Below are 12,160 nucleotides of genomic sequence, written 5' to 3' on the forward strand. Positions count from 1 at the left end.
GGCCGGTCGCGAGAAGCCGGTACGGGTGTCGCGCGTCATTCCCCTCGCTTGCGGCGCTGGCGACGAAAGAAATGCCAGAACATCGCGGTGGCGTCCGGCCCGCTGGCCGAATGGAACGGTTCGCGCGGGTCGCCGCCGCTCCACGCATGCCGCAGCCGGCTGACGATGCATACCCTGACGACGAGCCGGCCGCCCTTGAGATAGTCGGTGTAGTGCGCATCGTCGCGCGCGCAGGAGCGTTGCTCGCCGACGCGTATCGCGCCGTGTTCGTCGACGAGCCGGTTGAGCCGGGCGAACGCGATGCCGAGTTGCTGCGCGTTCCGGTCGGTCACGACCGTATCGAGTTCGCCGTGCACGACGAGGGCCGGCATGCCGGGATAGGCCGCGATGTCGGCGCAGGCGTCGACCACGCGTACCGGATCGTCGCGGATGCCGTGACGCATCAGGCTCATGGCGGCCATCGTCGACAGCGGCGGCGCGATGGCCGGCCCGGAGTGCAGGCCGACCGCCGCGAAGCGCTCGGGATGGCGGATCGCCAGCGCCGCGGCGAGTCCGGCGCCGGCGGACATGCCCGCGACGTAGATCCGGTCGCGGTCGAAGCCGTACTGCTGCACGACGGCGTCGACCAGCGACGCGACCGCCGCGGCTTCGGACCGGGTCGCATCGTCATGCCAGTGCCAGCAGCGGTGCGGGTGAGCTGTGGCGGCCTGCTCGGGAAACAGCACGGCGAACCCCGCCCGTTCCGCCAGGCCGCATATGCGCGTGCCCGCCGCAAACGACTCGGCAGTCTGCTTGCAGCCGTGCAGCATGACGACGGCCGGCATGCCCGCTGTCGTCGCCGGTGCGGCGGGAAGATACAGCGCATACGCAAGATGGTTCACGAGCCGGCCGGCACTCGGGCCGGCGGAATGAAACGAGCGGCGCCACGTGCCGGGCGCCATGTCAGACGGCGCGGGGGCGGGACGCACCGCGCCGGTGCGTCGGGCGGCGCGGGCGGTGGCGGTCGGTTTGGCCGCCGGCTTGCTCGCCCGTTTGGCTGCCGGTCGCTGCCTGGCGGCAGGCTTCTTCGGACGTGCGCCGGTCGCAATGGAGAACAGCGCGAGATGCCGCAACCAGATGCTGGATTTTTTCCTGGGCATGGGCAGTTTCGTGCAGGTGGCGGTGGCAGGAAGATGCGGCCGAATCCGCCGTCGGGTGAAAGTCGAACGGGCGCGGAGCAAGATTCGTGCTGCCTGACGCACGCGCATCGGAACCGGCTGGCCGATCGAGCGCAGTGGAAAGCGGCATCCCGCAGGCGGCTGCGATTCGCGTTGGCCGTCGAGATGCTAGTCGCCCGATGTGACGCGCCTGCGAATCGACGCGCGCGCCGACCTGTCGCGCCGACGGCTACCGCCGATCCAGCAGCGTATCGCTCAGTACGGCGAACGCCGCGCCCGGCAGCTCGTTCAGGTGCTCGACCACGCTGCTGACCGGATAGAACGACTCGACCGCGTCGTCGAGAATCCCGATGCCGATCAGTTCGACGCGTCGTTCGCGCAGCGCTTCGACGCGTGCGCGCAGGTCGGTGCGCAGGATCGCCGGGTGGCCGTCGCCGGTGGCCGGATAGCCGTCCGACAGCACCATCAGGATACGCCGGCGCGCGCGCGTCGACAGCAGGCGCTCGGCGGCCCAGCTCAACGCCTCGCCGTCGGGGTTCTCGTGGCCGCATTCGACGCAGGCGACGCCGCTCGGGTTGTCGGAATCGAACCGCTTGTAGACGCGCAGGTCGAGCCGTTCGACGAACCGGTTGTAGCCGAATGTGCTGCGGCCGTCGTCGATCCAGCGCTGGTAATGCGCGCGCATCGCCGCATCCTCGACGGAACTGTAGCCGAGCACTTCGCATGCAAAGCCGAGCTGCATCAGCGCGTCGCACAGCGCAGCGGCGCAAAGCGTCGCGAGTTCGATCTTCCTGCCGGCCATCGAGCCGCTGCAGTCGATCAGCAGGCTGACCGCCGCGTCGCGCCCGGGCGCCGTGCGTTTGACGCGGAACGGCGTGCGGTAACCGGGGGACGTCACGAGGCGGGCGAGCGCGGTCCGGTCGAGCTCGCCGCGCTCCTGTTCGCGCTTCCAGCGTGTCTGCTCATCGACTTTCAGCGCGCGTTCGAGCTGAAGCTTGAGCGGCTCGGTCTGCGCGCGGGCCATGCCGCGCAGACGATGCCAGCGCGCCGGTTCGCCGTGGTCGGTGAAGTCCGTCACCGTGTCGAATGCGGTGGTCAGTGGAACCGACAACAGCGGCCGGCTGTCCGCCGACAGGCGGATCGCGCCGGGCGCCGCATCGCCCGGCGCCGGCGATGCCGTCGACGATTCCGTGTCGGCGAGCGCCCCGGCGCCGGATTCGGCCGCCACCGGCGCACGCGCGTCGTCCGATGTGCCCCGGCCGTCCGGTTCGAACTCGGCGGCGACGGTGTCGCTGTCGAGCGTGCCGCCCGGATCGGCCGTGAACATCATGTTGTTCGCGCCGGCCGACGCCAGCGCGCGCACGCGTTCGACGATCCGCCGTGCCGCGCGGATGCTGTCGGCCGTCGAGGTCGCGGCGCGGGCTTCGCCGACGAGATCGCCGGATGCGGCCAGCGTGGCGTCGAGCGACGGCATGCGCTCGAGGGCGGACGGCTGTTCGTCCCACAACGCGCGTTCGAGGCGCGACAGCAGCTTGTCGCGCCACGCCATGTGCGGCCACCGGCGCAGCATGTCGGCGGACGACACCGCCCGCATCCGGCCCAGGAACGCCTTCGCACCGGGATAGATCGCGACGAGACAGCCGGCCGCGCGCCGGTCGTCGATCGCCTGCGCTATGGCCCGCACGGCGGGCGACGCCAGCGCGGCCACGGTGTCGGTCGCGCCGAAGCGCTCGCGTGCGGCATACAGGTCGACGAAGCCGGTGATCGCGTCGTCGTCGATGCCGCCCCGGAGCAGCGTGTCGGGCAGCACCAGCACGTCGCGCTGCACGACCGGCCCGTGGCTCGCGAAACGCACTTCGATGCCGTGCCGTTGCGCGAGCGTGCGGGCGAGCCGGGTCAGGTGCAGCGACCGCGCGTCGTCGTCCCGGTCCATCGCGTCAGGCCTCGACGTCGATGTAGTGGCGGATGATGCTGCGGATCAGGTCGGCGTCATCCGCACCGACCTTCGCGTAGATCGTCGGGCCGGCGGCCGATTCGGGGTCGCCGGTGCGCAGCATCAGCGCGGCCCAGTCGAGCAGGCGCCGCGTCGAGAACGCGCTGGCGAGATCCTCGCGGACGAACGCGGCACGGCAGTCGGCCGCGATCGCCGCGAGCGTGGCGGCCATCGCCGGCGACATCGCCGCACCGAAGGTCCGCTGCAGCACGCGCGCCTCGTCGGCCGGCGGCAGATAGTCGAGGTGGTACACGCGCCAGCGGTCCAGGAACGCCTCGTTCATCACGTTCGCGCCCTGGTACAGGTGGCGGAACTGTCCCATCGCGCCCACCGCGTTGGCGGTCGCGAACAGCCGGAACGACGGGTGCGGCACGACGATCTCGTTGCCTTTCTCCTTCAGCAGCAGACGGCCGCCCGGTTCGAGCACGGCGGTCAGCACCGCGAGGATCGCCGGTTCCGCGAAGTCGATCTCGTCGACGATCAGCCACAGGCCCTCGCGCATCGCCGTCGGCAGCACGCCGTCGACCCAGATCGTCTCGCCGCCCTTGACGGTCCAGAAGCCGACGAAGTCGCCGACCGTCGTCTGGCCGTTCATGTTCGAGCGCAGCACGCCGTGGCCGGCCTGCGCGGCCGCCTGCTCGACGAGGCTCGTCTTGCCGGTGCCCGTATGGCCGATCAACAGGATGCGGCGGTTCTCGACGATGTCTTCGAGCACGTTCGCCGCCCGCGCGGTGAACAGGTAGGCGGGGTTCGTCGGCGGCACGAGCGGCCCGCCCGGGCCGCGCGGCATCGGCACGCCGCCGACGTGCGCGGTATGCGTCGCGTCGACGGCTGGCGCCGGTCGCGACGCGTGCGCGCGCCGCAGGTCCTGCATGAAGCCGCCGCGATGCGCGGGGGCGGCGCGGTCGTCTGCTTCGCGCCGGACGAAGCCTTCCCGAAGCCACTTGTGCAGCTTCGCGTCGAGGTTGTCCGCGTCGACGACCGTATCGACCGACGTACTGCCGTCGGGCCGGCGATGCTGGATGCGGTACATGTGCGCGCGTTCGGAGCGGCTGACGATCCATTGTCCGGCGGACGGGTCCGCCAGTTGCCGGTAGACGCCGAGGACCGGCGGGGCGGAAGGCGAAGGGGCAGCGGGTGAGGTCATGGCGGCAGACGAGATTGGGCGGCAGGCGCTTCATGTCTTCGATGCGTCGCATCGATTGTATAGTTTTGCCGCGACGGGTGACATCGAGGCATCGTGGGCCGCCAGACGTTGCGCTGATCGACCGGGTTGAAGGTCGGTATCGTAGCGGGCCTGCCCGCCCGCCTTTGCAAACAATCGTGCGCCGGTCGTCGAATCCGGCGAAGGAGAGTGGAACGTGACGGTGACAGGAACCGACGAGCGGGTGATTCGCCGTGCCAGCACGCTTGACGTGCCGGCGGTGCTGGGCATCTTTGACGAGGTGATCGCCTGGTTCGTCGCCATCGGCAACGAAGGGCAATGGGGCCGCGAGCCTTGGTCGACGTCGCCCAAGCGGATCGCGCTCGTGACCGAAGCCTGTGCGCTGCCCGAAGCGTGGGTGGCGGAAGGGCCGGAGGGCCGCATTCTGGGCGCATTGATCCTGGGCGAAGCCATGCCCTACGTGCCTGCCGCAACCGAGCCGGAAATCTATGTGAGAGTGCTGGTGGCGGCGCGCGACGCACAGGCGCGCGGTGTCGGCCGGCGCCTGATGGCCTTTGCGGACGACCGCGCCCGGGCTGCGGGGGTGGCGCGCCTGCGCGTGGACTGCTACGGCGGCGGGACGGGCGCGCTGGTGCGTTTTTACGAGTCCTGCGGGTATGAGCGAATTTCGACCTTCGACGTGGAGGGTTGGCCGGGGCAATTGCTGGGGCGTCGTGTGTGACGGCGCGCGTCACGCTTCAGCGATTGCCGTGCTGAAGCCATCCATTTTCGATATGTAGACCCTATGACAATGACCCGACGCCTGCTTTGGATTGGCCTTGCGCTCGTGATTCCCGGCGTCCACGCCGAACAGCTCAGGTCGGACCTGCACGAATCCGTCTCGACAATCGACGTGACCGTCAAGGATTTCTACGGGACGGAACAGACGGGCAAGGTTGCGATCACGCAATTCCTTCCGGATGGCGAAGGGCCGTTCCCGATCCTGATTCTCAATCATGGTCGCAGCGGAACGGATCGCGGCACGCCGCCGCGTTTTCGCTTCACCCGGCAAGTTGCTTTTTTTGTGAAACGAGGCTTCGCCGTATTTGAACCTGCGCGCATCGGCTATGGTCAGTTCGGCACGCAGTTCGATCCGGAATATAGCGGTAAATGCCGCCAGAAGGACTATGCCCCGATGATCGATGCGGCTCGCGCTGAAGAGCTTGCCGTACTGGATTACTCGAGGCGGCAACCCCATGTCGACCCGCATCGCATCGTCATTGTCGGGCAATCGGTCGGTGGCTTCGTCACGACGGCCATGGCAGCCGACAATCCGGACGGCGTGGTCGGGGCAATCAACTTCGCAGGCGGTTCCGGCGGGGACCCGGTCGGGCATCCCGGTGTGCCATGTCAGGGCGAACGACTGGAAGCCATGTATTCTCGGTTCGGAACAACGGCGCGTGTCCCGATGCTCTGGATCTATACCGAAAACGATCAGTATTTCGCTCCGACGTATAGCCGCGCCTGGCACGATGCATTCGTTCGCGCCGGTGGCAGTGCCGACTATCGGCTGCTTCCGCCGTTCGAGAAGAACGGGCACATGCTGTTCGCGCACGGTGTCGAGGTCTGGGAGCCCGTGGTATCCGAGTTTCTCGAGCGTCAGGGATTCCCGGTTCGATGACAACCATGATGGATGCGGGGATCGAGTTCGACGTGAGTGCGACTTTCGATGTCCTGTTCGGGCTGGCCGTGGCGGAGCGAGGCGCGGCTAGCAGCAGCTAGCGGCCACCCACAGTCACTCAGGAAACCAGATTGAATGACCGTTCAAGGCGTAGTTTCGGCCACCGATCACTTTCGGCGTCGTAAAGGCCGCCTGGCCGGCTTCCATTCTCGGGGGTTTGATTCAGCGCCCTGCGTAGGGTCTTCCGGCTCGAACCATTCGGGCCAGGAGCTGCGGTGCCTGTTGTCTGCTTCGATGCAAGGAATCAACGTCTGCGCCAGCACAGCCAACTGATCGGCAGATTTGGCAATCCGGTATTTGACGCTGTGCACGCACTCCCGGTCGCCAAATTCGCAACGATTGAGCCGGGTGCCGCCACAGGGGCCATTCGCCAGGCCTTTGGGGCAGGTCTCGGGGCATACGTACAGGGTGTCCTGCAAGCGGCAGCAGCCGCAGGTATCGCAACCGACCAGCGGCCGCTTGATCGTCCGTTCGATTGCATGCAGGGCATTCGCAGCCATGCCGACCTTCCAGATCGACCGCGTCACACTCCAGCCAAAGGCTCTGCCGAGCCATCCCGTGCGACTGAAGAATCGATCATGTGTGGAAGAGAGCAGCCTATGTCGCAGGCGTTCCCGGCGGGTGGCGGTGACGTCGGATTGCCCCATTTCCCAGGCACCGCTTTCGGGCGTGAAGCTAACCTGGGGCACCCCAGGCAGCTGCCAGCTTGCACGCCATCGCTCGCTCCATTCGGTCAATGAGGTCACGCTGTCCCGCTGCTCGGTGATCGCCTGCTCCAACGAAAGCAGTTCATCAAGCGTATGCACCCCGGACACATGAGCACCGGCATAGCCCATCAATTGCAGGCCCAGTATCTGCAACGCCAGGCGCTCGACACTTCGTGCGCTGGCATAGGCTTGCGATACCCGCTGCTCCCTGCCCAACAGCATTCGCATGGATTCGGTGATGACGATGCCGGGTACGGCCTGCAGAAGGGCCGCGCATTTGTCGGTCACCCCCATCACACAGGCCAGCATGGGTTTCATGCTTGCCTGAGCGCGCATCCAGGTCTGGGCTTCAATATGCTTGGCGGCGTCAAAGCCGAGTTGCAGGGTGAGAAAATCCGCCCCAGCCAGAAGCTTCTTCTGCGCTTTCAGGTACTGTGCGCCGCCTTCTTCTTCACGGTATTTGAACGGGTTCAGCGCAGCGCCCAACAGCCAGTCCGGGCCGTGTTCGCGGGCAATCTGCAGCGCAGGTACCGACTCCAGATAGCGCACTTGTGCCTGATCATGGTGGCCTGGCAGGCGATCCCCACTGAGCAGCAACAATTGCTCCACACCAAGGGCCTTCATCGAGTCCATCTGAAGCAGCAAGTCGGCACGCTCGCGATCCTTGCCTGAAAAGTGCAGCAAGGATGAGGCCGGATTTCCCAATGCTTCAGCGGCTTCCAAGGGGCTCAGGTCCGAGTGCAGGCCGACACGATCGGCGAAAGCTGGCAGTAGCGGCCAGCCTGCCAGGTGCCCGCGTTGCACGATTGGCTCGAGCGCGGCTAGGCGCGAAGGGGACTGTTGAGGAACGACCTCAAGCACGCAGACGAAGCGCCCGTCGTTTAGCGCCTGTTTCAATGAACTCAAGACGGCTCGATACCTTGCAAGTGGGAGGAGCGTCGTCGCAGCGGCCGCCTGGTGATGGCGCAGGGCAACGACGGGGATGCCAGTCCCTGGCAGGCTGGCGACATGGAAGAACCAATGCGCGGGCGCCCAGCGGCGGAAAGCGCTCGAACCGGGCTATGCGCCGGCGATGTTGCAGTACTGTCCTCTGAAGTACAGCAAGGGCTGCGTAGCGGCAGTGGCTTGCAGGTCCAACGCTTTCACTTCGCCAATCACGATCAGGTGATCGCCCGCGGCGTGTTCGGCATAAATTTCGCAATCGAGCCAGTGAAGGCTGCCGGCAATGATCGGATTACCCAGCGGCGATTCCTGCCATTCGACGCCGTGCCACTTGTCCGTGCCTCGCCGAGCGAATTGATTGGAAATCCCGACTTGCTCGTCCGACAGGATATTGACGACGAATCGACCTGCCTGGCGAATTTTCGGATAGCTGGCCGAACTGGACATGACGCTGAACGACACCAGCGGCGGGCTCGTCGACACGCTATAGAAAGACTGGCAAGTGAAGCCGATCGGCTCGCCATCGACGTGCGATGCAATCACCGTGATACCGGATGCGTAATGCCCGAGCGATTCGCGAAAGCTCAAAGGCTCGATGGCCGTGCTGGAAAGTGACATGGTAGATACCGAATACTGGGTGCGGCTCGGAACAATCGAGGCGGCGTACTTCGACAGATTCAGGGCGCCATTTCAAGGCACTCCCCGACATCCTCACGGCCTTCGATTCCCCGAGCACGACTTCCGACTTCAGCGCGGAATTAGTTCGAGAGTTCTTGTCGGACGATTTCCGCGCCTGCGCTCAAAGCACTCAGCTTGCTTCTCGCGATTGCGCGCGACAACGGGGCCATGCCGCAGTTGGTGCAAGGATAGAGCTTGTCGGCATCCACAAACTGAAGGGCTTTGCGCAACGTGCTGGCGACTTCCTCGGGGGTTTCAATGGTATCGCTTGCGACATCGATGGCCCCCACCATCACCTTCTTGCCTCGAATGAGCTCGATCAGCTCCATGGGAACGTGCGAGTTGTGACACTCCAGCGAAACCATGCCGATACTGGATTTTTGCAGCCTGGGGAAGGCTTCCTCGTATTGCCGCCACTCCGACCCCAGCGTCTTCTTCCAGTCCGTATTGGCCTTGATGCCATAGCCATAGCATATATGCACGGCGGTTTCACACTTGAGACCTTCAATCGCCCTTTCCAGGGTAGCGACGCCCCAGTCATTCACCTCATCGAAGAAAACATTGAATGCGGGCTCGTCGAATTGAATGATATCGACGCCGGCAGCCTCCAGTTCCCTGGCTTCCTCGTTCAGGATCTTTGCGAACTCCCAGGCCAGTTTTTCGCGACTCTTGTAATGATCGTCGTAAAGCGTATCGATCATGGTCATCGGGCCCGGCAACGCCCATTTGATGGGCTGCTTGGTTTGCTGGCGCAAAAACCTGGCATCGTCTACGAAAACCGGTTTTTGTCGGGAAACCGCATCAACGACCGTCGGCACGCTCGCATCATAGCGATCGCGAATTCGAACGGTCTTGCGATTCTGAAAATCAACGCCGCTGAGGTGTTCGATAAACGTGGTCACGAAATGCTGGCGCGTCTGCTCGCCGTCACTGACGATATCGATGCCTGCATGCTGCTGCTCTTGCAACGACAAACGCAAGGCGTCCTGCTTGCCCTCGATCAATCCCTCGTCCTGCAATTTCCACGGGGACCAAAGGGTCTCGGGTTGGGCAAGCCAGGAAGGTTTAGGCAAACTGCCAGCGGTTGAAGTGGGTAGCAATTTTTTCACGGTAGACGGCCTTGCGTTTTGTTAGTCAAAGAGCGTAGTCAGCGGACCACTGTTCAAGAATGGCGCGGTATGGTTTGATGAATTGATCCTCGACGAACCTGCCCTGCTCGATAGCCAGCCGGCTGCGTTCTTCCCGATCGTAAACAATTCGAGTCAACGAATAATCCTGGTGCTTCAAACTGGGCCGGTAGGATTTTCCAGCCGGGGAATTCGCGTTGTAAATCTCCGGCCGGTAAATCTTCTGGAAGGTATCCATCGTGCTGATGGTGCCGATAAGTTCAAGGTCGGTGTAATCGGCAAGCAAATCGCCGGAAAAATAAAATGCCAAAGGTGCAGCACTGTTTGGCGGCATGAAGTAGCGAACCTTCAAACCCATTTTTTCGAAATATTCGTCCGTCAGGGAGTATTCCTCCTGCCGGTACTCGGCGCCCAATACGGGGTGCTGATTGGCAGTCCGGTGGTAGGTCTTGCTACTCGAAACGCTCAGGCATATAACGGGCGGTTTGGCAAATTGATTTCTGTAAGCGCTGGAATTTACGAAGCTCTTGAACAGCTTTCCATGCAGGTCGCCAAAATTATCTGGCGTGCTGAATTCGGGCTGATCCTTGTTGTGCTCCAGTAATACCACGCTGAAGTCGTAATCTCGCACATAAGAGGAAAAATTGTTCCCCGCAATCCCTTCAATGCGTTCGTCGGTTTTCAGATCGATAATATTTGGTTTCAATATCTCGATCAAAGGGAGTGTGTTATCGCTGCTTTCTTCGTCAATGTTCATTTCAACGGAAATGATTTCAAGTTTGACGGAGTAGCGATCGCCCGCAGGATTGTCCCAATGAGCCAGGGCATTGAAGCGATTGTCAATCATCCTGAAAGTGTTGCGCAAATTATCCTGGCGGTTCGTTCCTCTGGCCAGGTTGGCAAAGTTGGTCGTGATGCGCGTACTTCCGGACGGGTGATAGTCTTCATCGAAACAGATGCTGTTAATGGCAAATGTGAATTCTTTACTCATTGCGATCTCGCACCCTGATTTCTGAAATGAACTGCGTTTGCTCTTTGTTTCCCGCTTTTCTTCTCTGATTCTTTACTCGGCAGTCTCATCGGTATCGACTTTCCGGGCTAACTTGACGCTGAGCCACAGTTGACCACGCATGAATTGATTGCATGCAACCATTAGTCACTCTCATGGTGCGATGCGCGTGGATCTGCATAGTGACCATGTGCTGTGTGCTAATCAGAAGAAAAGTAACTGGAAGCGATGATATAGTTCCTGTTGCATGAATGAAAATGGATTTATTTCATGCAAACATTAAAATTGTTCATGGAGTGAGCGATGCTGGATCGCAGTCATCTGATGGTCGTGCGGGAAGTGGCGCGGCAGGGTTCGCTTACGGCTGCCGCCGATACGCTGAATCTCACGCAGTCGGCGCTCAGCCATGCGGTGAAGAAGCTCGAGCAGCAGCTCGGTACGCCGGTGTGGACGCGCGAGGGACGTTCCATGCGGCTCACGCAGGCCGGACAGTACCTGCTGAGCCTCGCGAACCGGTTGCTGCCGCAATTCGAACTTGCCGAAGAGCGTATCAAGCAGTACGCGCAGGGCGAGCGCGGCACGTTGCGGATCGGCATGGAATGCGCGCCGTGCTATCAATGGCTGCTGAAGGTGGTGTCGCCTTATCTCGCGCGCTGGCCGGATGTCGACGTCGACGTGAAGCAGCGCTTCCAGTTCGGCGGCATCGGCGCGTTGATCGGCTATGAAATCGACGTGCTCGTGACGCCCGACCCGCTCAAGAAACCCGACCTGCATTTTCAGCCGGTGTTCGACTACGAGCAGGTGCTGGTGGTCGGCGACAACCATGCGCTGGCCGGAGAAGCGTATGTCATGCCGGAGCAGTTGCAGGATGAGGTGCTGATCACGTATCCCGTCGAAACGGACCGGCTCGACATATACACGCAGTTCCTCACGCCCGCGAACATGGTGCCGAAGCGCCACAAGGTGATCGAGACGACCGACATCATGCTGCAGATGGTGGCGAGCGGCCGTGGCGTGGCGGCGTTACCTCGCTGGCTCGCGGAGGAATACGCGGGCTGGATGCCGCTCACGCCCGTGCAACTTGGAGAGACGGGCATTGCAAAGCAGATTTTCCTCGGCACGCGCAAGGCTGATGACGACATCGATTATCTTGCGGCGTTTGTGAAGGCGGCACGGGAGTGGAAATGGGCGGAAGCGAAGATGCGAGACTAGTTTTGCATCGGGACATGAGCAAAACTAATTGTTCGATGAAAATATACCATTTCATCCTGCACGGCTCAGCCACTATCATGTGCGCCCGGGCGCATTAGCCGCTTGGCCTTTTAGCCTTTTAGCCTTTTAGCCAGCTGCTGCGGACCCATACCCCGCGTCGGGCCGCGCCACACCTCCACGCAATGCTTGCGCCTGAAAGTCAGGCGTGAGCACCCGATCCTTTTTTCTTCTAGGACTCCAATCCCGTGTTCGAACGTCGCCGCTACTCGCTTGCCGAACGTGAGAAAGCAATCGACCCGGTGATTTTCCGTGGCATTCAGGGGGGCCTGCATGATGCATGCGATCGCGGGCAAGGCCGTCGCATTCAACGAGGCTGCATCGCTGGAGTTCAACGCGCATCAGCAGCCGGCCGTGCGATACGCGGCAGTGATCGAGTGAGGTAAAACGATG

General features: G+C 62.9%; 10 protein-coding genes. 3 read left to right on the forward strand and 7 right to left on the reverse strand.

Features of this window, described 5'->3' with window-relative positions; all coding sequences use genetic code 11:
* Positions 1-35: 35 nt before the first annotated feature.
* From BLA15945_RS11190 to BLA15945_RS11200, 3 genes are all read right to left on the reverse strand, one after another.
* Positions 36-1,139, reverse strand: coding sequence for an extracellular catalytic domain type 1 short-chain-length polyhydroxyalkanoate depolymerase (locus tag BLA15945_RS11190; protein WP_174992418.1), 1,104 nt, complete (start codon positions 1,137-1,139; stop codon positions 36-38).
* 247 nt (positions 1,140-1,386) lie between these two features.
* Positions 1,387-3,090 (reverse strand): cobaltochelatase CobT-related protein, encoded by a 1,704-nt coding sequence (locus BLA15945_RS11195; RefSeq protein ID WP_174992352.1) that lies wholly within the window; start codon positions 3,088-3,090, stop codon positions 1,387-1,389.
* A gap of 4 nt (positions 3,091-3,094) precedes the next feature.
* Positions 3,095-4,297, reverse strand: a complete 1,203-nt coding sequence (locus tag BLA15945_RS11200; RefSeq protein ID WP_059241369.1) for an AAA family ATPase — start codon at positions 4,295-4,297, stop codon at positions 3,095-3,097.
* Between the two features lie 214 nt (positions 4,298-4,511).
* Between BLA15945_RS11200 and BLA15945_RS11205 the strand changes: the two genes are divergently transcribed.
* Together BLA15945_RS11205 and BLA15945_RS11210 are read left to right on the forward strand one after the other, a co-directional pair.
* The gene (locus BLA15945_RS11205; protein ID WP_174992353.1) at positions 4,512-5,036 is read left to right on the forward strand and encodes a GNAT family N-acetyltransferase; all 525 of its coding nucleotides are present in this window, start codon (positions 4,512-4,514) and stop codon (positions 5,034-5,036) included.
* A 69-nt stretch (positions 5,037-5,105) separates the two neighbouring features.
* Positions 5,106-5,975, forward strand: coding sequence for an alpha/beta hydrolase family protein (locus BLA15945_RS11210; protein WP_233464192.1), 870 nt, complete (start codon positions 5,106-5,108; stop codon positions 5,973-5,975).
* Between the two features lie 167 nt (positions 5,976-6,142).
* Here BLA15945_RS11210 and BLA15945_RS11215 read toward each other — a convergent pair whose 3' ends face one another.
* From BLA15945_RS11215 to BLA15945_RS11230, 4 genes are all read right to left on the reverse strand, one after another.
* Entirely contained in the window at positions 6,143-7,648 is a 1,506-nt protein-coding gene (locus tag BLA15945_RS11215) for a methylenetetrahydrofolate reductase C-terminal domain-containing protein (protein WP_174992354.1), read from the reverse strand.
* Positions 7,649-7,801: 153 nt separating this feature from the next.
* Positions 7,802-8,302 carry a flavin reductase family protein gene (locus tag BLA15945_RS11220; RefSeq protein ID WP_059241373.1) on the reverse strand — a complete coding sequence of 167 codons (501 nt, stop codon included), beginning with the start codon at positions 8,300-8,302 and terminating at the stop codon, positions 7,802-7,804.
* 140 nt (positions 8,303-8,442) lie between these two features.
* Positions 8,443-9,471 (reverse strand): methionine synthase, encoded by a 1,029-nt coding sequence (locus tag BLA15945_RS11225; RefSeq protein WP_174992355.1) that lies wholly within the window; start codon positions 9,469-9,471, stop codon positions 8,443-8,445.
* 25 nt (positions 9,472-9,496) lie between these two features.
* Positions 9,497-10,480, reverse strand: a complete 984-nt coding sequence (locus BLA15945_RS11230; protein WP_174992356.1) for a DUF1852 domain-containing protein — start codon at positions 10,478-10,480, stop codon at positions 9,497-9,499.
* 321 nt (positions 10,481-10,801) lie between these two features.
* Here BLA15945_RS11230 and BLA15945_RS11235 point away from each other — a divergent pair, with 321 nt between their 5' ends.
* Complete coding sequence (locus BLA15945_RS11235) at positions 10,802-11,710, forward strand: LysR family transcriptional regulator (RefSeq protein ID WP_059241376.1); 909 nt, start codon at positions 10,802-10,804, stop codon at positions 11,708-11,710.
* Positions 11,711-12,160 lie beyond the last annotated feature (450 nt).

It is taken from the genome of Burkholderia arboris, assembly GCF_902499125.1.
In the GTDB taxonomy this organism is placed as follows: domain Bacteria; phylum Pseudomonadota; class Gammaproteobacteria; order Burkholderiales; family Burkholderiaceae; genus Burkholderia; species Burkholderia arboris.